Annotated in this window: 22 protein-coding genes; 17 read left to right on the forward strand and 5 right to left on the reverse strand. The window is 66.4% G+C overall.

Annotation, left to right across the window (positions count from 1 at the left end; translation table 11 throughout):
* Positions 1-11 precede the first annotated feature (11 nt).
* Genes E4P29_RS08660 through E4P29_RS08670 form a run of 3 tightly spaced genes read left to right on the forward strand, consistent with a single transcriptional unit; the run spans position 12 to position 3,133 of the window.
* Positions 12-791 (forward strand): enoyl-CoA hydratase-related protein, encoded by a 780-nt coding sequence (locus E4P29_RS08660; RefSeq protein WP_135043834.1) that lies wholly within the window; start codon positions 12-14, stop codon positions 789-791.
* A 56-nt stretch (positions 792-847) separates the two neighbouring features.
* Positions 848-1,906, forward strand: a complete 1,059-nt coding sequence (locus E4P29_RS08665; RefSeq protein ID WP_135043836.1) for a class I SAM-dependent methyltransferase — start codon at positions 848-850, stop codon at positions 1,904-1,906.
* Between the two features lie 54 nt (positions 1,907-1,960).
* Positions 1,961-3,133 carry a class I SAM-dependent methyltransferase gene (locus E4P29_RS08670; RefSeq protein ID WP_135043838.1) on the forward strand — a complete coding sequence of 391 codons (1,173 nt, stop codon included), beginning with the start codon at positions 1,961-1,963 and terminating at the stop codon, positions 3,131-3,133.
* Here the strand turns inward: E4P29_RS08670 and E4P29_RS08675 are convergent.
* On the reverse strand, positions 3,121-4,449 hold the full coding sequence (locus E4P29_RS08675; protein ID WP_135043840.1) for a PQQ-binding-like beta-propeller repeat protein: 1,329 nt from the start codon (positions 4,447-4,449) through the stop codon (positions 3,121-3,123). The genes E4P29_RS08670 and E4P29_RS08675 overlap by 13 nt on opposite strands.
* A 151-nt stretch (positions 4,450-4,600) precedes the next feature.
* Here E4P29_RS08675 and E4P29_RS08680 point away from each other — a divergent pair, with 151 nt between their 5' ends.
* Positions 4,601-5,362 (forward strand): acyltransferase, encoded by a 762-nt coding sequence (locus tag E4P29_RS08680; RefSeq protein WP_135043842.1) that lies wholly within the window; start codon positions 4,601-4,603, stop codon positions 5,360-5,362.
* Between the two features lie 53 nt (positions 5,363-5,415).
* On the opposite strand, the gene E4P29_RS08685 is transcribed toward E4P29_RS08680, so the two are convergent.
* The 3 genes from E4P29_RS08685 to E4P29_RS08695 are packed head-to-tail and all read right to left on the reverse strand — an operon-like array spanning position 5,416 to position 8,986.
* A complete protein-coding gene (locus E4P29_RS08685) occupies positions 5,416-6,663 on the reverse strand; it encodes a glycosyltransferase family 4 protein (RefSeq protein WP_135043844.1) in 1,248 nt (415 codons plus the stop codon).
* Positions 6,660-8,174 (reverse strand): glycoside hydrolase family 57 protein, encoded by a 1,515-nt coding sequence (locus tag E4P29_RS08690; RefSeq protein ID WP_135044216.1) that lies wholly within the window; start codon positions 8,172-8,174, stop codon positions 6,660-6,662. The genes E4P29_RS08685 and E4P29_RS08690 overlap by 4 nt, the downstream gene beginning before the upstream one ends.
* A 23-nt stretch (positions 8,175-8,197) precedes the next feature.
* Positions 8,198-8,986 carry a class I SAM-dependent methyltransferase gene (locus tag E4P29_RS08695; protein WP_245154226.1) on the reverse strand — a complete coding sequence of 263 codons (789 nt, stop codon included), beginning with the start codon at positions 8,984-8,986 and terminating at the stop codon, positions 8,198-8,200.
* Between the two features lie 224 nt (positions 8,987-9,210).
* Between E4P29_RS08695 and E4P29_RS08700 the strand changes: the two genes are divergently transcribed.
* The 10 genes from E4P29_RS08700 to ligA all read left to right on the forward strand — a co-directional run bounded on the left by E4P29_RS08700 (position 9,211) and on the right by ligA (position 20,087).
* A complete protein-coding gene (locus E4P29_RS08700; protein ID WP_027496624.1) occupies positions 9,211-10,011 on the forward strand; it encodes an electron transfer flavoprotein subunit beta/FixA family protein in 801 nt (266 codons plus the stop codon).
* Between the two features lie 42 nt (positions 10,012-10,053).
* On the forward strand, positions 10,054-11,010 hold the full coding sequence (locus tag E4P29_RS08705; protein WP_135043848.1) for an electron transfer flavoprotein subunit alpha/FixB family protein: 957 nt from the start codon (positions 10,054-10,056) through the stop codon (positions 11,008-11,010).
* 153 nt (positions 11,011-11,163) lie between these two features.
* Complete coding sequence (locus tag E4P29_RS08710) at positions 11,164-11,982, forward strand: GNAT family N-acyltransferase (RefSeq protein WP_135043849.1); 819 nt, start codon at positions 11,164-11,166, stop codon at positions 11,980-11,982.
* Entirely contained in the window at positions 11,979-12,908 is a 930-nt protein-coding gene (locus tag E4P29_RS08715) for a lysophospholipid acyltransferase family protein (protein ID WP_167735422.1), read from the forward strand. The genes E4P29_RS08710 and E4P29_RS08715 overlap by 4 nt, the downstream gene beginning before the upstream one ends.
* An 82-nt stretch (positions 12,909-12,990) precedes the next feature.
* A complete protein-coding gene (locus tag E4P29_RS08720; protein WP_135043851.1) occupies positions 12,991-14,229 on the forward strand; it encodes a cysteine desulfurase family protein in 1,239 nt (412 codons plus the stop codon).
* The gene (gene mnmA, locus E4P29_RS08725) at positions 14,229-15,317 is read left to right on the forward strand and encodes a tRNA 2-thiouridine(34) synthase MnmA (protein ID WP_027496628.1); all 1,089 of its coding nucleotides are present in this window, start codon (positions 14,229-14,231) and stop codon (positions 15,315-15,317) included. Before E4P29_RS08720 ends, mnmA begins: the two co-directional genes overlap by 1 nt.
* Positions 15,314-16,333: a methionine synthase gene (locus E4P29_RS08730; protein ID WP_135043853.1), complete on the forward strand. Its 1,020-nt coding sequence runs from the start codon at positions 15,314-15,316 to the stop codon at positions 16,331-16,333. The genes mnmA and E4P29_RS08730 overlap by 4 nt, the downstream gene beginning before the upstream one ends.
* 153 nt (positions 16,334-16,486) lie before the next feature.
* Positions 16,487-17,674 carry a GGDEF domain-containing protein gene (locus tag E4P29_RS08735; protein ID WP_135043855.1) on the forward strand — a complete coding sequence of 396 codons (1,188 nt, stop codon included), beginning with the start codon at positions 16,487-16,489 and terminating at the stop codon, positions 17,672-17,674.
* 25 nt (positions 17,675-17,699) lie between these two features.
* Positions 17,700-17,882, forward strand: coding sequence for a hypothetical protein (locus tag E4P29_RS08740; RefSeq protein ID WP_027496631.1), 183 nt, complete (start codon positions 17,700-17,702; stop codon positions 17,880-17,882).
* Positions 17,883-17,906: 24 nt separating this feature from the next.
* Positions 17,907-20,087, forward strand: a complete 2,181-nt coding sequence (gene ligA / locus E4P29_RS08745) for an NAD-dependent DNA ligase LigA (RefSeq protein WP_135043857.1) — start codon at positions 17,907-17,909, stop codon at positions 20,085-20,087.
* Positions 20,088-20,111: 24 nt separating this feature from the next.
* Here ligA and E4P29_RS08750 read toward each other — a convergent pair whose 3' ends face one another.
* Positions 20,112-20,762: an amino acid-binding protein gene (locus E4P29_RS08750; protein ID WP_027496633.1), complete on the reverse strand. Its 651-nt coding sequence runs from the start codon at positions 20,760-20,762 to the stop codon at positions 20,112-20,114.
* 292 nt (positions 20,763-21,054) lie between these two features.
* Between E4P29_RS08750 and gatC the strand changes: the two genes are divergently transcribed.
* From gatC to E4P29_RS08765, 3 genes are read left to right on the forward strand one after another with little or no spacing between them, the layout of a single operon-like run.
* Positions 21,055-21,354 carry an Asp-tRNA(Asn)/Glu-tRNA(Gln) amidotransferase subunit GatC gene (gatC, locus tag E4P29_RS08755; RefSeq protein WP_027496634.1) on the forward strand — a complete coding sequence of 100 codons (300 nt, stop codon included), beginning with the start codon at positions 21,055-21,057 and terminating at the stop codon, positions 21,352-21,354.
* A complete protein-coding gene (gene gatA / locus E4P29_RS08760) occupies positions 21,351-22,823 on the forward strand; it encodes an Asp-tRNA(Asn)/Glu-tRNA(Gln) amidotransferase subunit GatA (RefSeq protein ID WP_032366363.1) in 1,473 nt (490 codons plus the stop codon). The genes gatC and gatA overlap by 4 nt, the downstream gene beginning before the upstream one ends.
* A gap of 6 nt (positions 22,824-22,829) precedes the next feature.
* Positions 22,830-23,912: an alpha/beta hydrolase-fold protein gene (locus E4P29_RS08765; protein ID WP_245154227.1), complete on the forward strand. Its 1,083-nt coding sequence runs from the start codon at positions 22,830-22,832 to the stop codon at positions 23,910-23,912.
* The last annotated feature ends 11 nt before the right edge of the window (positions 23,913-23,923 follow it).

Raw genomic sequence — 23,923 nt, forward strand, 5'->3', positions numbered from 1 at the left:
AGCCTTCGGCCATGGCTGAGTTCGTGACTCTCGAAGTATCCGACGGTATCGGCACCATTCGCTTGGATCGCCCACCGATGAACGCGCTCAATCGTCAGGTGCAGGAGGAGATCCGGGCTGCGGCGCGTGAAGCCACTGTGAACTCCGACGTCAGAGCGGTCATCGTCTACGGCGGCGAGAAGGTGTTCGCGGCCGGTGCCGACATCAAGGAAATGGCGGCAATGTCCGTCGTCGAGATGACCGATACCGCGGCGGAGCTGCAGTCCGCCCTCGGCTCGCTCAGCACGATTCCCAAACCGGTCGTGGCCGCGGTGACCGGATACGCACTGGGCGGTGGACTCGAGGTCGCGCTGGGAGCCGACCGACGCATCGCCGGAGACAATGCCAAGCTCGGCGTTCCCGAGGTGCTGCTCGGAGTCATTCCCGGGGGCGGCGGCACCCAGCGCCTGGCCCGTCTGATCGGGCCCAGTCGCGCCAAGGACATGGTCTTCACCGGCCGTTTCGTCGGAGCCGAGGAGGCCCTGCGCATCGGTTTGGTGGACGAGGTGGTTGCGCCGGACGAGGTGTACAACGCCGCGCGCGCATGGGCGGGGCAGTTCACGACCGGGGCGTCACGCGCTCTGGCTGCGGCCAAGGCGTCCATAGATCAGGGGTTGGACGTCGACCTGACCAGCGGACTGCGCGTCGAGGCACAGCAGTTCGCAGCCCTGTTCGCCACCGAGGACCGGACCATCGGGATGGAATCCTTCATCGCGAACGGACCGGGAAAGGCCGCTTTCACCGGGCGTTGAGCACCGAGGTCGGTGGACGAACTTGTTCCATGGCTACCGGATAGTAGGCTCGCCTCATGACTGCAAGCCCCCACGACGGTGCGAATCGACCTACTGCTTCTGTGACGCCTCTCGTCTCGGCCGAGGCGCGAGACCGCGAGGTCGATCCGGCACCGAATCCGCACGCCACGGCCGAGCAGGTCGAGGCAGCGCGGTCGGACACCAAACTGGCGCAGGTGCTCTACCACGACTGGGAAGCCGAGACCTACGACGACAAATGGTCGATCTCCTACGACGAGCGCTGCATCGATTACGCCCGGGGTAGGTTCGATCAGGCGGTGTCCGGTGACGAGTCGGCTCGATCGGCTCTGCCGTACGGGCGTGCGCTCGAATTGGGTTGTGGCACAGGATTCTTCTTGCTCAACCTGATGCAGGCCGGGATAGCCGACAAGGGGTCGGTCACCGACCTGTCACCCGGAATGGTCAAGGTTGCGCTGCGCAACGCCGAGCACCTCGGTCTCGATGTGGACGGGCGTGTGGCCGACGCAGAAACGATTCCGTACGACGACGACACCTTCGATCTGGTGGTCGGCCACGCCGTCCTTCACCACATCCCGGACGTCGAGCAGTCTCTTCGAGAAGTTCTGCGCGTTCTCAAGCCCGGTGGACGCTTCGTCTTCGCCGGCGAGCCGACCACCGTGGGCAACTTCTACGCTCGCTGGCTCGGCCGTATCACCTGGGAGGCGACCACTCGCGCCACCAAGCTGCCGTTCCTGGCGGACTGGCGCAAACCGCAGGAAGAGCTCGACGAGTCCTCGCGAGCTGCGGCACTCGAGGCCGTCGTCGACCTGCACACGTTCGATCCGACCGACCTCGAGAACATTGCGTTGTCGGCAGGTGCCGAGGCAGTGCAGGCCAACACCGAGGAGTTCGCTGCCGCTCTGCTCGGGTGGCCGGTGCGCACGTTCGAGGCTGCCGTTCCGGCAGGCAAGCTCGGCTGGAACTGGGCCAAGTTCGCGTTCAACGGGTGGAAGACGCTGAGCTGGGTCGACGAGAAGGTCTTGCAGCACGTGGTACCGCGAGGCATGTTCTACAACGTGATGATCACCGGAACCAAGCCCGCGCCCCGCGCTTGATTCGTTCCACCGCAGTCGGCCGTGCGGCCGACGCCGCATCGATCGGTCCCAACCGTGGGCTATGACTTCACCGGCACCGACCTCGACTTCCTGCGAAGCGAGGCCGGTGCCGAGGCAGTCGGTGCAGTCGACCGACTGGACCTCGACGCGCGAACTTCTCTGCGCGATATCGCCTCGGTACGTGCCCGCTACCCCGAGCACGTTGCGGCCCTCGTCGAGACGGTGACGGTGCGGCGGAAGGCGCGAGCGAAGCTGCTGGGGTCCGACGGCTGGCTCGTCACTGACGAAGCGGTACAGCAGGCGACGCCGACGATCGTCGCCCGCAGGCGCGCAGACCGCCTGGCCGGACGGCGGGTGCACGATGTCACCTGTTCCATCGGCAGCGAGCTGGCGGCGCTGGTGGACACGGCCGAACTCGCGGTGGGAAGCGACTTGGACCCGATTCGGGTGCGCATGGCTGCCCACAACGTGCCGTCCGCGACGGTACTGCGCGCCGACGCACTGACCCCGACGACACGGGGAACTGTGATCGTGGCCGATCCCGGACGACGCGTCGGTGGTCGCCGACGGCACGATCCCGCGGCGCTCGAGCCTCCGTTGCCGGATCTTCTGGATGCGTATCGAGGGCGAGACCTGGTCGTCAAATGCGCCCCCGGGCTCGATTTCGACGCCCTCGATTGGCCCGGTGAGATCGAGGTGGTCTCCCTCGACGGGGGAGTACGCGAGGCGTGCCTGTGGTCGGAAGGTCTCGGCGACAGCGGAATTCGGCGTCGTGCCGCGGTCCTGCGATCCGACGGCAGTGCGCTCGAGATCACCGACGCCGAGTCGGACGAGATTCCCGTTCGGCCGCCCGGTGAGTACATCGTGGATCCGGACGGTGCGGTCGTGCGCGCCGGACTGGTGCGCCACTACGGTGCCAAATTCGATCTCTGGCAATTGGATCCGAGGATCGCGTACCTGACGGGCGACGCCGTTCCCGTCGGAGTGCGTGGTTTCCGAATCCTCGAACAGTCGAAGTTCTCGGAGAAAGTGCTTCGGCAGCAACTGAATCGACTGGGGTGCGGCGCGGTGGAGATCCTGGTGCGCGGAGTCGACGTGGATCCAGCGCTGCTCAGGCCCAAACTCAAGCTGCGGGGCCGGGTCTCGCTGTCGGTCGTCATCACTCGCATCGAGCGCTCTGCCGTGGCGTTCGTCTGCGAGCCGGGCGCGGTCCGTCAGCCGGTGTAGGTGAAGATCTCACCCAGGTAGCTCGCTGTGACGACCTGCCCGTCGGGACCGACGGACGTGCCGACGGTGGTGCCGACGACGTCGGGCAGGGGTTGCGAATCGATGCTGTCGCCCGTTGCCGCGTCGAACGTGAGCAGAGCCAGCCCGTCGCCGTCGCGAACGACGGTGTGTCCGCGCCCGTCAGCGGATTGTGCTGCTGCTCCGGCCTGTTCGACATCGTCGCGAACCCACACGCGCTCGGCCGAGTCGCCGTTGTCTCGAAGTCCCATCAGGGTGCCGTCGCCGCCGGCCGGGACGATGGTGCCGTCCGAGGCAATCGATGGACTGCCTCCGATTCCGAGTCCCGTGCCCTCGGTCCACTTCTGTTTTCCGTCCGCGGTGTCGAATGCGGTCAGTCGCCCGTCGACGTCGGCGATGTAGACCGTCGATCCGTCCTCGGAGAGCACCGGGGACGATGCGACGCCTGCAGGAAGGAGATCGGAAGACCACCGTTCGACGAGTCCAGGTGCGCCGTCGCGGGAGTATTGCAGCGAGACGAGTTGCGGCGCAATCGAACCCGGTCGCCACAGGGTCAGGTAGATGGCGTCGCTGTCGCGGTCCACCGCAGGCGCGGCGGGCACAGCGCATTCGGATTCGCCCGAACTGCACTGGGCGAGTCCGGTGTCCATCGGCTCGAAGTCCGCGTCGGGGTCGGTCAAGAAGTCCGGGGCCGGAACGAGATCGAGAATGGGTACTCGCAGTTGGCCGTTCTGTGAATCGAGGACACTGACCTGACCCACCTGGGTGATCGACAGCACGCTGCCGTCGCCCAAGAACTGCGCGGATTTCGGAACACCGTATACCGGTGTACGCCAACGTAATTGCCCATGATCGTTGTACGAATTCAGCCCGCCTTCGTCGCCGATGTAGACATTGATCGCAGAATCGACGGTGGGGGTGGCGGTCACCACGGCAGGGCCGATCCGGTTGCACCAGCGCTTGCGGGCGGACTCGATCTCGAACGAGAACAGGTTGCAGCCCGATTCGGTTGCGGCAGTGACGAACATCTGACCGGTCGAGCCGATCGACACCGGTGACGTCACGGTGCCGCCGGTGGGTCGAGTCCAGTTCAGCGTCAGCGGAGCACCGACCGATACGTCCGTCGAGCCACTGTTGCGGAGGTTCGCGTGCGCCGCGGGCCAGGAGTCGGGCGAGAGCGGTTCGATGGCAGCAGGTTCCGTGCTGCACCCGGCAATGGTCAACAGGACCGTCGCCGCCACTGCAGTCAGACCCTTGCCTGCTCCGGACGTCGAACCGGCACCGAACCCGACACGCATTCGAGCACTCCCCATGATGTCCGTTGTGCCCTTTCGATCGGCGGTCGCTCGGCCTGCTGCGCCGATGCCCGGGCACCGGTCGAGAGACAACACTAGCCCGCTGACGGGTGCCGGCAGAGAGCGGGCGAGCGAGAAACTAGGGTGAACGTCCATGACGAGTATGTGGAACGCGCCGCTGCGAACACGCTGGCGCGGGTCGAGACGACGCGACAGCGAGCAGGCGCGGTTTCTCACGCGGGCGTCCCTCGACTGGGTGCTCGCCAACAAGGCGTACACCCCCTGGTATCTGGTTCGGTACTACCGTCTGGCCAAGTTCAAGCTCGCGAACCCGCACGTGATCCTGCGGGGCATGGTCTTCCTCGGCAAGAACGTCGAAATTCACGCCACACCCGAACTGTCTCGCCTCGAGATCGGCCGGTGGGTCCACATCGGCGACGGCAATGCCATCCGGTGCCACGAGGGTTCGCTCCGTATCGGAGACAAAGTGGTGTTCGGCAAGGACAACGTCGTCAACACCTACCTCGACATCGAGATCGGCGCGTCGACGCTCGTGGCCGATTGGTGCTACATCTGCGACTTCGACCACCGGATGGACGACGTGAACATGCCCATCAAGGACCAGGGAATCGTCAAGGGCCCGGTACGAATCGGACCCGACACCTGGATCGCCGCCAAGGTGACGATCCTGCGGGAAACCAGAATCGGGCGAGGCTGCGTCCTCGGTGCCCATGCCGTCGTCAAGGGTGAGATTCCGGATTACAGCATCGCCGTCGGTGCCCCGGCCAAAGTCGTCCGCAATCGCAAGACGGCCTGGGAGGCCGGCGCAGCCGAGCGAGCGAAGTACATCGCGGCACTCGAGGACATTGCGCGCAAGAAGGCTCTCGGTCAGGCCGAGGCGGCGCGGGAGAGCTGAGACCCATGTGAGTGGAACCTCGTAGTGGACTACGAGGTTCCACTCACATGGGGTCAGCTGCGATCGGGCAGGGCGCGTTCGACGATGTGCGGGCGACCCAGCGGATGGCGAACCTTGCGCTTGGCTTCGAGGTACACCCGAGCCGTCGACTCCGCGACGTGCTTCCAGTCGAAGTCGACGGTGAGACGTTCCCGAGCGGCGACGGCTCTCTCCTGCGCCGCATCGGCGTTGTCCAGCACCCTCCGCACCGCCGCCGTCAGGCCCGCCACATCACCCGGAGGGAAGGACAGCCCGGTGACGCCGTCGACGATCGCCTCACCGAGTCCGCCGGCCGTCGATGCCACCAACGGAATGCCCGCGGCCGCGGCCTCGAGGGCGATGATGCCGAAGGGTTCGTACCGGCTGGGCAGGACGATGGCGTCGGCACCGTGCAGCCATCCGAGCAGATCGGGGTGGTCCAGGTTGCCGAGAAACGACACCGACCTGGCGACGCGGTGGGTGCGTGCCAGACCCGCCAGCCACCCGAACTGAGTGCCTTCGCCGGCGATGTGCAGCGTGGTGCCGGGGTGGCTTCGTCTGATGCGTGGCAGAGCGGCAATGGCGTCCTGGATGCCCTTCTCGTATTCCAGACGACCGACGAAGAGCAATTTCGCGGGCTCGGAGCGGGGCTGACGGCGTCGAAAACTCCACGCGGATCCGTCGATGCCGTTGCGAATGACCGAGACCGCCGACTCGGCGACGTCGAACAGGGCCGTGACTTCGTCCTTCATCGACGCCGAGCACGCGATGATCGCGTCGGAATCGTTCGCGAGCCACCATTCGATCGAATGGACCTGGCGGTTGACGGTGCCCGAGATCCAGCCGCTGTGGCGTCCGGCCTCGGTGGCATGGATGGTCGAGACCAGCGGCACGTCGTAGAACTCGGCCAGAGCGATGGCCGGGTGCGCGACCAGCCAGTCGTGGGCGTGGACGACATCGGGCTGCCAGCCGTCGCCGAGGCCGGGTTTACCGAGTGCGACCCCTGCCCGCACCATGGCGTGCCCCATCGCCAGAGTCCACGCGAGCATGTCCTCTCCGAACACGAAGTGCGCCGGATCCTCGGCGACGGCGACCACTAGCACGCCGTCCTCGATGTGATGGGACGTGGGATGGGTGGACGCGTCGGTGCCGGTCGGTCGACGCGAGAGGACGACGACCTCGTGCCCGCAGCGCACCAGCTCGGTCGCCAGGTGATGAACGTGGCGACCCAGCCCGCCGACCACCACGGGTGGGTACTCCCACGACACCATCAGAACTCTCATCTACGCCCCCCTGGGCCTTCTCGGCGTGCACCGGGCAGTCTGCGTGCATCCAGCGCCGCGAACAGTCCGTCGGCCTGATTCCATTGCCGCGCCAATTCTTCGGCTCGGGCCGGGTGCTGCTGCGCCGCAGCGATTTCACGTAGCGCATGGGCGTGGACGTGAGCTCGCTCTCGGGCGTATCCGGCCGCGGAGTCCTTGCTGACCATGAACGCCCAGTCGCTGGCCACGGCCATGAGTGTCTCACGCAGAATCTGATCGTCGACTCGATTGCGCAGTTCGGGGCCACCAGCCCGGCTTCGGGCTGCACGGGAGGCGTCGACGGCATCGAGCGCGGTCCGGGACACCTCGGCGTTGAGTGTCACGAGGTCGGCGACGTCGTCGCCTGCCCACACGCGCCAGTCCTTGCCCGATCCCCAGGAAGAATCCTGCAGTTCGAGTGGGGCTCCGACATATCCCTGTTCTCGGGCGTCGTTCAACGTTCCAACGGTGACGCCCGCGGCGGGCAGTGCGCGCATCAACTTTTCGAGCCACTGTGGCCCCTCGTGCCACCAGTGCCCGAACAGTTCGGTGTCGAACGCGGCCACCACCACGGCATCGCGGCCGATCCGCTCGGATTCGGAGATCAAGCGCCGACGCACCACGTCGACGAAGTCGGCGACGTGACGGTCCACTGCTGCCGCGGCACGCGCGGGTTCGTAGGGAGCCTTGTCGTTCGAGTCGACGGTACGGCCGGTGACCCGGGCCGGTTTGAGTCCGGTCGCGTGGTCGTAGGTATGAAAATCTCGGTAGGCACCGTGGCCCGGGTAGCCGGACTTCGGTGACCAGACGCGGTAGCTGACCGGGAGATCGCGCCCGAACGCGACAACGTCCGAATCCCACACCGGCCGGCCGAGGGAGGTGTCGCCCCGCATGGCGGGGCCGTCGACCATGAAGTGCGAGACGCCTGCGGCCGCGTATTCGGTTTCCATACCGGGGGTGAATCCGCATTCCGGTGCCCAGATACCGCGGGGGGTGGTGCCCCATCGGGCGGCGGCGTCGCGTAGGCCCTCACTCAGGGAGAACCGCCGCAGTCTGTCGTCGAGCAACGGTTGGAACGGGTGCGCGAGCGGCCCACCCAGCAGTTCGACGATGCCCGTGTCGATCAGCGGACGAAGTACTGCCGAGCCGCCGTGTCGCCATCGCGTCTCGAAGCGGTCCAGAGCTGCGGCGGATGCCCTGTGTTCGCGTATCGAGAGCGCGGGGTCGGTTGCTTCGTGCGCGCGTAGCTGCCAGTTTCCGAGCCAATGGTGCATGCCGGCCAGGCAGTGCGGATCGTCGAGCTGGGCCGCGAGAACCGGAGTGACGCCGAGCGAGAGGACGTCGGTGTAACCGTCGTCGGCCAGTCGTTCCAGCGCCGCGGTCAGCGGGAGATAGCAGTCGGCCCAGGACTGATACAGCCATTCTTCGCCGACGGGCCACCTGCCGTGATTGGCCAACCAAGGCAGGTGCGAGTGCAGCACGAGGGAGAACATGCCCGGCACGGTGGCACCGGATGTCACCCGATCACCGCAGCCGAGTTCTTTCGGGCGACGGCGACCAGGTCGAGACTGTCGTCGATACGGTCGGCCACGATGTCGAAATCGGCGATGGTGATCGCGGCGACGTCCTCGGCGAGTTCGGCGGGCCAGGGTTCACCGGCGAGTGCTCGTTCGATCTGCGCGTCGATGAAGGATCCGCCGTGTTTGGCGTCGAGGGCGGCCAGCGTGCTGCCGTGCCGGACTCCGGTGAGTTCGGTGACCTCGAGGCGGGCGGCGACGAGCAACTCGGTCAGTTCTGCCGCGTCGAGTTCGCGGGTGTGGAAGGGGTTGAGGGGAGTGTCGCGTCCGGGCGAGAAGGTGATGCGGTTCGGTGTGCTGATCAACAGCGTGCCGCCGGGCTCGAGGACGCGGTGCACTTCGGCCAGGAACGCGCCTTGGTCCCAGAGGTGTTCGATGACCTGGAAGTTGACGACGACACCGACCGAGGAATCCGCGAACGGAAGGCGGTCGAGATTGCCGCGCACCATCGTCACCGCGGGGTAGCGCGCGTGGACGTGAGCCGCGGCCGAGACGTCGTAGTCGAGGCCGACGACGAGGGACGCGACCTCGGCAATCATGTTGGCTCCGTAGCCTTCTCCCGATCCGGCTTCGAGTACCGTGCGGTCGCGGCACCGCTCTGCGAGGGCGCGGTAGACCACCTCGTGACGGCGGAACCAGTAGTTCTCCTCGGCGATGTCGGGCACTGTTCGCTCGCCGGTGAGGGGGAGTGGTTCCGGTGCCGGTGTCCGAGCCGATGAATCGTTCACCGACGGAAGGTTAGTGCCTGCGGCGATGAGGTAAGCCAACGTGGTCTCCCTAACAGTCGGGGTGCAGATGTATGGTCGATCGGGCAGGGAGGTAAGTTACCCACCAGTAACTACGGTGGGGTAACCTCGTAGCGGAACGTAGAACTGCACCAACCGTTCGACTTGCAGCAACCGTTAGAACACTCACGATCAGCAGAACATGACCAGGAGGTCGACGCAGACCCATGACGAACATCGTTGTTTTGATCAAGCAGGTTCCAGACACATGGTCCGAGCGCAAGCTCAGCGACGGTGACTACACCCTCGATCGCGAGGCTGCGGACGCCGTCCTCGACGAGATCAACGAGCGGGCCGTCGAAGAAGCCCTGCTCATCAAGGAAGCTCAGGGCGGTGAAGTCAAGGTTCTGTCCGCAGGCCCCGATCGCGCCACCGACGCGATCCGCAAGGCCCTGTCGATGGGCGCGGACAGCGCGGTACACCTCAACGACCCGAGCCTGCACGGCTCCGACGCCATCCAGACCGGGTACGCCCTGGCTGCGGCATTGGGCAACGTCGCGTTCGAGAACGACGAGCCTGCCGATCTCATCATCGCGGGCAACGAGGCCACCGACGGCCGTACCGGCGCAGTTCCGGCGATCATCGCCGAGTACCTGCAGATCCCGGCCCTGACGCAGCTGCGCAAGCTGTCCGTCGCAGACGGCAAGGTCACCGGCGAGCGCGAGACCGACGAGGGCATCTTCGGACTCGAAGCCACGCTGCCCGCCATCGTGAGCGTCACCGAGAAGATCAACGAGCCTCGCTTCCCGTCGTTCAAGGGAATCATGGCCGCCAAGAAGAAGACGGTGCAGACGATCACCCTGGCCGACATCGGTGTCGAGGACGGCATCGTCGGTGTCGACAACGCCGGAACGACGGTCACCTCGTCCACCCCCAAGCCTCCCAAGACTGCCGGCGAGCGGCTCACCGACGAGGGCGACGGCGGCGACAAGATCGCCACCTACCTCGTAGGCCAGAAGATCATCTGATCCCGCCCCACCGAGCAATCGAAGACCAACGAGGAGCAAGTCATGGCAGAAGTACTCGTGCTCGTGGAGCACGTCGAAGGAACACTGAAGAAGGTCAGCTCCGAGCTGATCACCGCGGCCCGCGCACTGGGTGAGCCGTCCGCGGTCGTCACCGGCCCCGTCGGTACCGCCGACAAGGTCGCCGACGCACTCACCGAAGCCGGTGCCGAGAAGATCTACGTCGCCGAGTCCGACGACGTCGACGGCTACCTGGTCACGCCGAAGGTCGACATCCTGTCGTCCCTCGCGGAATCGGTCTCGCCTGCGGCGATCATCACCGCAGCGACGATCGAGGGCAAGGAAGTTGCCGGCCGCCTCGCCGCCCGTCTGGGCTCGGGCTACCACAACGACGTCGTCGCGATCAACGGCGACGGCAGTGCCGTCTACTCCATCTTCGGTGGTGCGTTCACCGTCGAGGCCAAGGCCAACGGCGACGTCCCCGTTCTCTCGCTGCGCCCCGGCGCAGTGGAGGCAGAGCCGAAGGCCGGAGCGGGAACCCGCGAAACCGTCGAGGTCCCGGCGCAGGAAGAGGGCACCGTCAAGGTCACCTCGCGTGACCCGATCGTCGGCGGCGACCGTCCGGAACTGACCGAAGCAACGGTCGTCGTCTCCGGTGGTCGTGGCGTCGGCAGCGCCGACAAGTTCACCGTCGTCGAGGATCTGGCAGATTCGCTGGGTGCCGCAGTGGGTGCCTCGCGTGCCGCCGTGGACTCCGGTTACTACCCGGGCCAGTTCCAGGTGGGCCAGACGGGCAAGACCGTCTCCCCGCAGCTGTACGTTGCACTCGGCATTTCCGGAGCCATCCAGCACCGTGCCGGCATGCAGACCTCGAAGACCATCGTCGCGGTGAACAAGGACGAGGAAGCACCCATCTTCGAGATCGCCGACTACGGCATCGTCGGTGACCTGTTCAACGTCGCGCCTCAGCTGACCGAGGCCGTCAAGAAGCACAAGGGATAGCCTCTCGGCGAAAATATCTGCTCGACGGGCCCTCATCGCGATTGCGGTGGGGGCCCGTCGCGTTTCGACGGGCGCAATCGTGTTCATGCAAACTCTTCCGACACTTCTCCTCGGCGATGCCCGGTAGTCTTCCCCGCTCGTTAGACACACCTCATGACCACTTCCGTCATGAGCTCGACTGCATCGATCGTCCCGGCCACCGACCGCTATTCGCTCGTGTTGTCCACCGACCCCGAACACCGACTCGCGGCGCAGCGCCTGCGCTACGACGTGTTCGCCTCCGAGCCCGGCTTTGCCATACCCACCGACACGGACGGTCTGGACGCCGACCGCTTCGACGATTTCTGCGACCACCTTCTCGTTCGCGACCAGTGGACCGACACGTTCGTCGGTTGCTATCGCATGTTGCCGCCGCAGGCCGCGGTATCGGCAGGCGGCTATTACACCGCAACCGAATTCGACATCTCCGCGCTCGATCCCGTTGGGATGAACATCGTCGAAATGGGCAGGGCCGCTGTGCATCCCGACCACCGGTCGGGGTCGGTCCTCGGCCTGATGTGGGCGGGAATCCTGCACTACCTCGACGTGACGGGATACGAGTGGGTGATGGGTTGCGTGTCGGTTCCGATGCAATCGGCTCCCGGGGAAGCGATCGGGGCCAACGTGCGTGGTGTTCGCGACCGGCTGTTGGATCGACACGCGACAGCGGTCGACAGGCGGGTCGTGCCCTACAACTCTGTGGTCGTCGACGGAGTCGATCTCGTCGACATTCCGGCGGCGAAGCGAACGTCCATGCCGCCGTTGATGAACGGTTACCTCCGGCTCGGGGCCTCCATCTGTGGTGAGCCCGCCCACGACCCGGAATTCGGAGTGGCAGATTTCGTCGCGCTCCTCGGCCTGCACGAGGCCAACACCAGGTACCTGGACCGTCTTCGTTCTGCAGCAACGACATTCGAGTCCGGTGCCCGATGACGCAACCCCTGGTTCGGGCACATGCCTGGATGCCGTCCTCGCCGTGCAGTGACGGGTGTTTGCCGAAGAATCCGCCCACGGTGCGTCGAATCGTCCTCGTTCTGCGCATCGCTGCGGCGATCGCGGCCTTTGCGTTGTTGCCGCTGTTGGTCGTCCTGGGGGTGCCCTTTCCCCGGGTTCGGCATGCATTGACGCGGCTGGGCGCTCGGATGCTGCTACTGGCCATCGGCATCGATCTCACCGTGCTCGATGCACGCTCGGAGCGGGAGCGGTCGCGTACGGCAGATGGTGCCCTGCACGTCTCCGGCCACATTTCGTGGACCGACGTCGTCGTCCTGACGGCAGTGCGGCCGTCGACGTTCGTTGCGCGAGCCGATCTGGTGGACTGGCCGCTGCTCGGGCGACTGGCCCGGGCCATGAAGGTGCTTCCCATCGATCGCGCACGACTGCGTGAGCTCCCGGCCGTTGTCGACCAGGTTGCAGACCGAATTCGCGCGGGTGCTTCGGTCGTCGTGTTCCCCGAGGCCACCACCTGGTGTGGGTTGGCCTACGGATCGCTTCGCCCGGCCCTGTTGCAAGCTGCCATCGATTCCGAGACGTGGGTGCAGCCCATCCGGCTGCGCTATCTCGGTCGAGACGGCGAACCGACCACCGCGACGTGCTTCGTCGGGGACGAGACGATCGGAGCGTCGATCGGCCGCATCTTCCGCCTCGCCGGACTGCGCGCCGAGGTCGAGTTCACCGCCCCGGAAGCGCCGGGCGGCGATCGACACGACCTCGCGCGGCGCTGCGAGGTGGCGATCCGACGCGACGACGGAGTGGAGCCTGCGGAACGACCCCGGAAGGACGTCTACGACCCGACGGTGCACGAGATGATGGCCGAAGCCGAGCGGAGCCCCAGCGCGCCGGCGGTTGCAGCAGCCTGATCCACAGCTGACCCGGGCGACCGTGGACCCACCTCGCGCAGGTAGGTCTGCGGTCGCTCGACCGGGTATCGTCGAGCGCGTTATGCCTTCTGTGCGCAGTACGCCTGCCCCCGCCCCGCCGCAGCCATCGGTGTACCTCGATCACGCCGCGACCACTCCCATGTTGCCGTGTGCGATCGAGGCGATGACCGCCGTGTTCGGCACCGTCGGGAACGCGTCGTCACTGCACACTTCCGGCCGGTCCGCCCGTCGCCGCGTCGAGGAATCTCGCGAGTCGATCGCCGCGGACCTCGGTGCGCGGCCGTCCGAGGTGATCTTCACCTCCGGTGGTACCGAGAGCGACAACCTCGCCGTCAAGGGCATCTTTTCGGCCCGTCGAGACTCGAACGCCGCACTGACCAGAATCATCGCCAGCTCGGTGGAGCATCACGCCGTGCTCGACGCGGTGGAGTGGCTCGTCGCGCACGAAGGGGCGAGTGTCACCTGGCTCCCGGTCGACGACGAGGGCCGGGTCACCCCCGATGTGCTGCGCGCCGAGCTGGCTCTGCACGCAGACGAGACCGCGCTGGTGACGGTCATGTGGGCCAACAACGAGATCGGCACCGTCATGCCGATCGCCGAACTCGCAGCGGTGGCCGCGGAGTACGGCGTTCCGATGCACAGCGACGCCGTGCAGGCCGTACCGCACCTACCAGTGGGATTCGCCGACAGCGGTCTGTCCGCCCTGAGTATCGCCGCGCACAAGTTCGGGGGCCCACAGGGCGTCGGAGCCCTGTTGCTGGGCCGTCAGGTCCCGTGCGTGCCGCTGTTCCACGGTGGTGGACACGAACGTGACGTCCGATCCGGCACGCCCGACACGGCCGGCGTCGTCGCGATGGCGGCCGCACTGCGCTCGACGGTGCAGAATCTGTCGCTGCACGGGGAACGAACTCGCGCGTTGCGTGATCGACTCATCACCGGGGTTCGCGAGGTGGTGCCAGACGCCATCCTCAACGGCCCGGAGGGCGACGGGCGGCTCGCCGGCAACGTGCACTTCACCTTCCCCGGGTGCGAGGGGGATTCGCTGTTGATGCTCCTCGACGCCGCGGGCATAGAATGTTCGACGGGATCCGCCTGTACGGCGGGTGTCGCGAGTGCGAGCCATGTTCTGATCGCGCTCGGGTGCGATCCGGGCGTGGCCCGGGGATCCCTGCGGTTCTCGTTGGGAACCGGCTCGTCCGATTCGGACATCACCACTGTGCTTGCGGCTCTGCCGCAGGTCGTCGAACGTGCTCGTGCCGCCGGACTTGCCGGCGTCGGAGCTCGAGGAGGAAATCGCTGATGCGTGTTCTTGCTGCCATGAGCGGGGGAGTCGACTCCGCAGTCGCCGCGGCTCGAGCCGTCGACGAGGGGCACGACGTCGTGGGCGTTCACCTGGCACTGTCCACCGCTCCCGGGGCACTGCGGACCGGCTCTCGCGGGTGCTGCTCGAAAGAAGACGCCGGGGACGCACGCCGCGCTGCCGATGTGCTCGGAATACCGTTCTACGTTTGGGATTTCGCGGATCGGTTCAAAGAAGACGTCATCGACGACTTCGTCGCGTCGTACGCGGCAGGGGAAACACCGAACCCGTGCCTGCGGTGCAACGAGAAGATCAAGTTCTCCGCGCTCGCGGACCGCGCGTTGGCCCTGGGCTTCGACGCGGTCGCGACCGGGCACTACGCGCAACTGCACGACGGAGTTCTGCGGCGTGCGGTGGACGCCGACAAGGATCAGTCCTACGTGCTGGCCGTGCTCAACCGCGGACAGCTCTCGCGCGCGATGTTCCCCATCGGCGACACCCCCAAGTCCGAGATTCGCGAGGAAGCAGCCGAGCGAGGTCTCGCCGTTGCCGACAAGCCGGACAGTCACGACATCTGCTTCATTCCCTCGGGCGACACCCGGGCCTTTCTGGGCGCGCACATCGGCGTTCGTCCCGGCAAGGTCGTCGACTCCGAGACCGGAGCCGAGTTGGCGGACCACGACGGTGTGCACGGCTTCACCATCGGCCAGCGTAAGGGTCTCGGGGTGGAGGGACCGGCCGTGGACGGCCGTCCGCGCTACGTCACCTCGATCGAACCGGACACCGGCACCGTCATGGTCGGTTCGGCGCAGAAGCTGGACGTCTGGTCCATCACCGGAGACCGCGCAGTGTGGACCGAGGGCACCGCGCCCACCGGGCCCATCGAATGCGTCGTACAGGTTCGGGCGCACGGCGGACTGACCGACGCGGTTGCCGAGGCCGTCGGCGACGGCATGGAGATCCAGCTCCGGGCACCTCTGACCGGTGTCGCCAAAGGGCAGGCAGCGGTGTTGTACCGCAAGGACATTCACGGTGACATCGTGATCGGCAGCTCGACCATCTCGGGCACCCGATCCGAGCGCGAGTGACTTCGAGCACGTTCGGAGGGCTGGCGACCGGAATAGGTTCGTGGCCCGGCACCGATGTTCGTGAGGCCGTTTCCATCGTCCTCGGCGAGTTGGGCGAACTGCCGCACGTGGTCGAACTGCCCGGGCGCGGGCTCGGTGCCGACATGATCGGCCGCACCGGAGCCATCATGGTCGACGTCGAACTCGACGTCCGGACGTCGGGCTACCGCGTCGTACCGCGTCCGATGCTGGCCGGCCGCCGTGCGACCGACTTTCTCACCGAGGATCTCGACGTGCTCGAGGAACTGTGGGAGGTCGCGGGACTACGCGGTACCGGCCGGACCATCAAGGTGCAGGCTGCAGGACCGTTCACCATGGCGGCGCAGGTCGAATTGCGGCACGGACACCGTGCGCTGACCGACCGCGGCGCTCTACGGCACTTCGCGGAATCCCTCGGCGAAGGGCTGCGTCTGCACTGCGCAGAAGTGGCACGCAGACTTTCGGCGAACGTGGTGGTCCAACTCGACGAACCCAGTCTCGCCGCCGTTCTCGCGGGCAGTCTGACCGGGATCACCGGTATCGACTCGGTGCGCGCGATCCCGGAACCGGAGGTTCTGGACCTGCTCGACTCACTGATCGACACCATCGCGCTACCGGTCGCAGTGCACTGCTGCGACAGGGGAGCTCCCGTCGACCTGCTGCGCCGAACCCGAGCCGTCGCAGTGGCGGTGGATGCACACGAGCTGCGTCGATCCGATCTCGATGCGCTGGGAGAGCTGCTCCAGGCCGGAAAGACCCTCGTACTGGGATCGGTTCCGTCGGCAACCCCGGATCGGCCACCTCTGTGGCGCGAGTGCGCCGAGCCCGGTGTGAAGTTGGTCGACAGCCTCGGCTTCGATCGTTCGATACTCGCTTCGCAGGTGTCGGTGACGCCGTCCTGCGGCTTGGCCGGAAGCACGCCCGAGTGGGCTCGTCGGGCAACGGCTCTCACCCACGAGGTTGTCGCGGCCTATCGGGACGCACCCGAATCCTTGTGACCATGGACCGGGACTTTGTGACGAAACACAAGGTGCCGAGCCACGCTTCCAGGAACGGCGTGCGGCTCCGTCCCGGGTCGTTCGGGACGTACAACAGGTGTGACATCATTCACACGGCCGTCGGGGGTCTGCTGAATCGGTGGGAGTTCGTACATGGCATCAGGTGGTCGCGGCTTCGATGAAGTCGCCTCCCTCCGACGTTCCGGCCGGCATCGACGCGGAGTTCTGGCCAAACTCGCCGCGGCCACGTCCGATTGGTACCGGGCTCCGCACGACTTCGAATGGATCATCAACCACCGGTCCACTCGTCCACTGACGGGAATCATCCGGGTCGTCTTCGGTACCGCCGTCCTGATGTATGCCGTCACTTCGATTCTCATGTTGTTCAGTGATCTCGGCCCCACCGGTTCGCTGGCAATCGGGTGGGTTTTCTTCGTCCTGTTCACGCAGGTACTCGTTGCCGCGCGGTGCGTGTTCGGCCCGATCCCCGGGAAGAACTTCTTCGTCGGGTTCCTGGCGTTCGGTGACATTCTGACCACCTCGGTGCTGTTGTTGTACGCGCCGGTCGCGTCCCTGATCGGAACGGTGCTGTTCGCCGTCACCGGAGCGTTCTGTACGTATTTCCTGAGCCCTCGTTTGCTCGTGGCCCACCTGGTGTGGACGGCAACGTTCATCATCGGCTTCGGTATTCGCACGTTCCTCGCTGTGATGGACGGCGAGGTGGTTGCCGTCGACGGCCCGGCGGTTGCGACGGCGACGGTGGTGCTGTTGCTGGCAACGGTGGCGGTACCGGTGTTCGCGCAGGTGGCGTGGACGACGTTGTCGAACGACGCCAAGCGGTCGGTACTCGATCCTCTGACCGGGGTGTACAACCGCCGCGGTATCGACAGTGAACTGCTCGACCTGTGGCAGCTCGCGAACAAACGCGGACTGTCGATGGCGTTCCTGGTGGTCGACATCGACAAGTTCAAGGCCGTCAACGACCGCTACGGCCACAGCCGGGGCGACGAGGTCATCGTCCGGGTCGCGGATCGGCTACGCAGACTCGCGCGCCACCACGGCGGAGTGCTCGCGCGAACCGGTGGCGAAGAATTTCTGCTGGCCGTCGTCGGAACTGCGCAGGGCACCGTCGACCTCGGCGTCGATGTGGTGCGCGTGCTGTGCGACCACCGGGACGACATTCCGGTCACAGCGAGCGTCGGTATGGCACTGCTGCGTGAGGACTCCGCGCTGTGGGACGTGGGCACCTCCGTCGTGGGACGAGCGGCTCGCACGGCGGACGCGGCGATGTACCGGTCCAAGCAGTCCGGCGGGAACAGTGTGGTCGTCGACGAGATCTGACACGGGGATCTGCGATGATCGAGACATGTATCGACTCTCGGACGCCCAGCGGCGCGGTCTGCCCGCCGGTGTCCTGCTCTCGGTGATGGCCTCCGTCCTCGGCGGTATCTACTCGGACGACTTCCTGACCGGATTCGCGCTGACTGCCGGAATCTGCGCGGTGGCGTTGATCGCCGCCACCCTGCTGCTGGGCCTGATGGGCAGATAGCCTTCCGGACGCAGGATCGTTTCGATGTCGGTGCCGTCGGATAATCTTCGTCACGTGCCTGAGCCGACCGAACTACCTGCAGGAACCGACGATGCCGCCGAGGCTGCCGGAGTCGAACTCGATCCTGCCACCCCTGCCGACCGCGAGCGGTGGCAGACACTGGCCGAGGAAGTACGTGGACATCAATTCCGCTACTACGTACGTGACTCGCCCATCGTCTCGGACGGTGAGTTCGATGCCCTGCTGCGCGAACTGAACGATCTCGAACAAGCCCACCCGGACCTGCGGACGGCCGACTCACCGACACAACTCGTGGGCGGTGGTTTTGCGACGGAGTTCACCGCCGTCGACCATCTGGAACGAATGTTGAGCTTGGACAACGTGTTCGATCACGACGAGCTCCGCGCGTGGGCCAAGCGGGTCGAGACCGAGGCCGGGCCGGATCTGCACTACTTGTGCGAAGTCAAGATCGACGGTGTGGCGTTGAACCTGGTGTACGAGAACGGCACTCTGGTGCGCGGTGCGACCCGAGGTGACGGGCGGACCGGCGAGGACGTCACGCTCAATGCTCGGACGATCGACGACATCCCCGATACCTTGACCGGCAGCGCCGAATATCCGATCCCGGAGCTGCTCGAGGTGCGCGGTGAGGTGTTCTTTCGGCTCGAGGACTTCCAAGCGCTCAACGCGGCGCTCGTAGAGGAGGGCAAACCCCCGTTCGCCAATCCGCGGAACTCGGCGGCGGGCTCGCTTCGTCAGAAGAACCCGGCCGTGACCTCGAAACGGCGTCTCGGCATGATCTGTCACGGCTTCGGACGGATGGTCGGGTTCACCCCCGATTCGCAATGGCACGCCTACGAGGCTCTGCAGGCGTGGGGTCTGCCGATCTCCACCCACACGACGCGCGTGCAGGGCATCGATGCCGTCGTGGAGAAGGTCGAGTACTGGGACAAGCACCGCCACGACGTCGAGCACGAGATCGACGGCTTGGTGGTCAAGATCGACGAGATGTCGTTGCACCGTCGGCTCGGAACGACGTCGCGAGCACCGCGGTGGGCCATCGCCTACAAGTACCCACCCGAGGAAGTCACCACCACCCTGTTGGACATTCGCGTCAGCGTCGGCCGAACCGGGCGTGTGACTCCGTTCGCGTACATGACGCCGGTGCTCGTCGCGGGGTCCACGGTGTCTCTCGCGACCCTGCACAACGCGTCGGAGGTCAAGCGCAAGGGTGTTCTGATCGGTGACACCGTCACGATTCGCAAAGCGGGAGAGGTCATTCCGGAGGTGCTCGGCCCGGTCGTCGACGCCAGGACCGGCAACGAGACCGAATTCGTCATGCCCACCGAATGCCCGGAATGCTCGACGCCGTTGGCACCGGCGAAGGACGGAGACGCGGACCTGCGCTGCCCCAATTCGCAGTTCTGCCCGGCGCAACGCCGTGAGCGGGTGTTCTTCGTGGCCGAACGGCAGCGTTTCGACATCGAGGGTCTCGGATACGAAGCGGCGACGGATCTTCTGGCCACCGGTGCCATAGAGGACGAGGGCGACCTGTTCTCGCTCACCGAAGAAGACCTGATGAAGACGACGATCTTCCGCACGAAGTCGGGCGCATTGTCGGCCACCGGTCGCAAACTGCTCGACAATCTGTCCTCCGCCAAGAATCAGCCTCTGTGGCGAGTGCTGGTGAGCCTGTCCATTCGCCACGTCGGCCCCTCCGCCGCACGAGCCCTTGCCGGAGAATTCGGCAGCCTCGAGCGAATCGAAGCAGCGTCCGTCGAGGAGCTGTCGGCGGTGGACGGGGTGGGCGGCACTATCGCGGCTGCCGTGTCCGAGTGGTTCGAGGTCGACTGGCATCGGGCAATCGTGGAGAAGTGGCGGAATGCCGGCGTCTCGATGGAGGACGAGCGGGATGCCTCCATCGAGCGCAATCTGGAAGGCCTGTCGATCGTCGTCACCGGTTCGCTCGAGTCCTACTCGCGTGACGAGGCCAAAGAGGCGATCTTGCTGCGAGGCGGAAAGGCCGCCGGTTCGGTTTCGAAGAAGACGGCGTTCGTCGTCGTCGGTGAATCGCCCGGTTCGAAGCACGACAAGGCCGTCGAGCTCGGCGTACCGGTCCTGGACGAGGCAGGGTTCACGCGTCTGTTGACCGAGGGCCCGGACGCAGTGTCGGAGCCGACGACGGACACCGACGCGTCGCAGTAGGGGAGGCCGGGCGAGTTCCGGTGATCAGGTCAGGACGGTTGCGACGATCCCGGCGAGGTAACCGAGCCGGGCTACCTCCGACGGCCTGAATTCGGGCCCTCCGGGCCGGCCGAGCATCAGCACGGTGCCGGTGGTGCCGAGGGGGGCGGCAGCGATCTTGGTGTCCATGTCCCGCCACACCTGAGGTACCCAGTCTGCGTCGGAGTCGAGGGCAGCGGGAGAGGTCAAGGGGAACCAGGGCAGTTCGGCGGCGTGTGTTTCAGGTGCGCCCGGGCTACCGACGAGGCGGAACGGGCCGTGCGCGTTGGTAGCCACCACCGTGCTCCAGCCCACGCGCAGAACTCGGGGAGCGCCGTCGACCAGCACTTGCAGACGGTCGTCGGATGCCGCTGCGACCCGGTCGATCAATTCCAGTTCGCGATGGGTGTCGAGAACGCCGGTGTACGGCCGGATCGAGTCCACGCGGACATCGGTGAGGTTCTCGGCTGCAGTGATCAGTGTGTCGGGAAGCGAACCGGGCGCAACGTCGACCACCAGGTCGTCGACCGCATAGCCGTCGCCGCGTTCGATGACGTCGAGCGAGAGGATGTCCGCTCCGACCGAGCCGAGGGCCACGGCCAGCGATCCGAGGCTGCCCGGCCGATCCGGCAGCTGCACGCGGAGCAAGTAGGACATGGCACGCTCCCTTTCGACGTCTGGCGTAGTTCAGGGAACACTGTGCACCCCCGGCGCGAGCAATCCTTGCATCTTCGACCTGGCCGGCTCGACACGCAACGCGGGACGTGACAATTCTGACACTCGTGTGGGCGAGATCGGCGGCCGATCTCGACCGCTGACCGGGAGTGAGGTCGGCGAAACGGTGCGCACTAGGCTGGACCGCGTTCGCGGACCTGTGCGGTTCGCTCTGCGCAAATACGGGGCCGGTTCCTGCAGGCCCCACTCCTACTGTGTGAAAGGGGTCTACGCGGTGCCCGATATCTCCCGCGACGAGGTCGCTCACCTCGCCCGGCTGTCGCGCTTGGCTCTCAGCGACGCCGAACTCGACGAGTTCGCCGGCCAGTTGGATTCGATCCTCCATCACGTCAAGACCGTGGCCGAGGTGGCGACGGACGACGTTGCGCCGACAGCCAACCCCAGCGACATCGTCAATGTGACGCGTCCCGACGTGATCGTTCCCGGTCTGACGCCGGAGCAGTCGCTGTCCGGTGCACCCAATGCCGAGGAGGGCCGTTTCGCGGTGCCGCAGATTCTGGGAGAGAGCGAATGACCGACCTGACCAAGCTCGACGCGTCCGAGCTCGCCGACCGTATCCACTCGCGTGACGTCAGTGCGGTGGAGGTGACCCGGGCACATCTGGATCGGATTGCCGAGGTCGACGGCGACCTTCACGCTTTTCTGCATGTGGCGAGCGCGCAGGCGCTGGCCGCGGCGAACGACGTCGATGCCGGGCTTGCCGCGGGCTCGGCACCGGCCTCACCGCTCGCCGGGGTGCCGTTGGCGCTCAAGGACGTGTTCACCACCACCGACATGCCGACCACTGCCGGCTCGAAGATTCTCGACGGGTGGGTGTCGCCGTACGACGCGACGCTGACCTCGAAGCTGCGAGCCGCGGGCATTCCGGTTCTCGGCAAGACCAACATGGACGAGTTCGCGATGGGGTCTTCCACCGAGAACTCCGCGTACGGACCGACCAAGAACCCCTGGGACACCACCCGGATCCCGGGCGGCTCGGGAGGCGGAAGCGCGGCTGCGCTCGCCTCGTTCCAGGCACCCCTGGCCATCGGCACCGACACCGGTGGATCCATCCGGCAGCCCGCGGCACTGACCGGCACCGTGGGAACCAAGCCGACGTACGGCAGCGTCTCGCGGTACGGACTCATCGCCTGCGCCTCCTCGCTGGATCAGGGTGGACCCTGTGGTCGCACGGTGCTCGACACCGCGTTGCTGCACGAGGTCATCGCGGGTTACGACCCCCGGGATTCCACGTCGGTCGACACCCCGGTTCGTCCCGTCGTCGAGGCGGCCCGAGAGGGCGCTCGCGGCGACCTGACCGGAGTGAAGGTGGGTGTGGTCAAGGAGTTGCACTCGGACAACTACCAGTCCGGTGTCATCTCGTCCTTCGACGCCGCCGTGGCCGCATTGACCTCGCTCGGCGCCGAGGTGGTCGAGGTGTCGTGCCCCAACTTCGTCCACGCACTGGCTGCGTACTACCTGATTCTCCCGTCCGAGGTGTCGTCCAACCTGGCCCGGTTCGACGGAATGCGGTACGGCCTGCGTGCCGGCGACGACGGGCACCACAGCGCCGAGTCGGTCATGGCCACCACCCGCGCTCAGGGGTTCGGGCCGGAGGTCAAGCGCCGCATCATGATCGGCACCTACGCGCTGTCGGCCGGTTACTACGACGCCTACTACGGATCGGCCCTGAAGGTCCGCACCTTGATCGCGCAGGATTTCGACGCGGCATACGAGAAGGTGGATGTGCTCGTGTCGCCGACGACCCCGACGACGGCATTCCCGTTGGGCGACAAGGTCGACGACCCGATGGCGATGTATCTCAACGATCTGTGCACCCTGCCCACCAACCTGGCCGGCCACTGTGCGATGTCGGTGCCTTCCGGTCTGGCGTCCGAGGACGGTCTGCCGGTGGGCCTGCAGATCATGGCTCCCGCGTTCGCAGACGAGCGGCTCTACCGCGTCGGCGCTGCGTACGAGGCCGCCCGCGGCGATCTGCGGTAGTTCGAGGTGCTGCATCGGTGGGCGGCCCGGTTGGCGCATCTGCCCTTGCTCAGCGGAGCGGTCCCGGTCATCGGATTGGCCGCGGCCGCGGCGCTGGCGGTCGTGGCCGCCGCTGCGATCGCGGTCCGTATCCGCCGTGGTCGTCCGCTCGGCTCGCTCGTCGGTGGGCTGAGCGCACTGGGCCTGACGGCGGCGTTCCTGGTGGCGACCGCCGTTCTCACCAATCTGACGGTGACGCGGTATCCCACGGCCGCGTCGGCACTCGGGCGTGCCCCGGTCGTGCATGTCGAAGGGCACGGCCGGTTGGTCGACGTGGAGGTGCCCGGCGTGGTGTCGCAGTTCCATGCTCGTCCGGCGACGGTCTATCTCCCGGCGGCGTACGACGACGGAGCCGACGACCTTCCGGTTCTGGTGTTGCTCACCGGACAGCCCGGCCACGTGGTCGACTGGATCGAAGGTGGCCGACTACCGCAGACGATGGACGCATTCGCGGCTCGTCACGGCGGCGTCGCCCCGGTTGTCGTCGTTGCCGACGGGTTGGGAGACACAGAAGCCAATCCGATGTGTATGGATTCGGACCTCGGTAATGCTGCGACGTATCTGACAGTGGATGTTCCACAATGGGTTCGGTCGAATCTCCACGTGTCCTCGGACCCGCGATCCTGGGCGGTCGGCGGGTATTCCTACGGCGGAACCTGCGCCCTCCAGCTCGCCACGACGGAACCGTCGGCGTACCCCACATTTCTCGACATCTCCGGCGAGGACGAGCAACGGCGGGGGACCAGAGCGGAGTCGGTCCGTGCTGCGTACGGAGCGGACACACCGGCCGACGAGGCGCGGTTCGAACGCACCACGCCGCTGAACGTGCTCTCCCGCAACAGCTTTCCCGATTCTGCCGGTGCCTTCGTCGTCGGAGCCGACGACGAGGAGTTCAGGCCGCAGACCGAGCGGGCCTACCGAGCGGCGGCCGCCGCGGGCATGGATGTGCACTACAGCGAGTTGCCGGGAGGACACTCGATGCAGGTCTGGGCGCCGGCGCTCGATCAGGAGATGGACTGGCTCGGCACTCGGCTCGGTCTGCTCGGCTGACGGTTCAGCAC

The organism is Rhodococcus sp. 1R11 (assembly GCF_004563845.1).
In the GTDB taxonomy this organism is placed as follows: domain Bacteria; phylum Actinomycetota; class Actinomycetes; order Mycobacteriales; family Mycobacteriaceae; genus Rhodococcoides.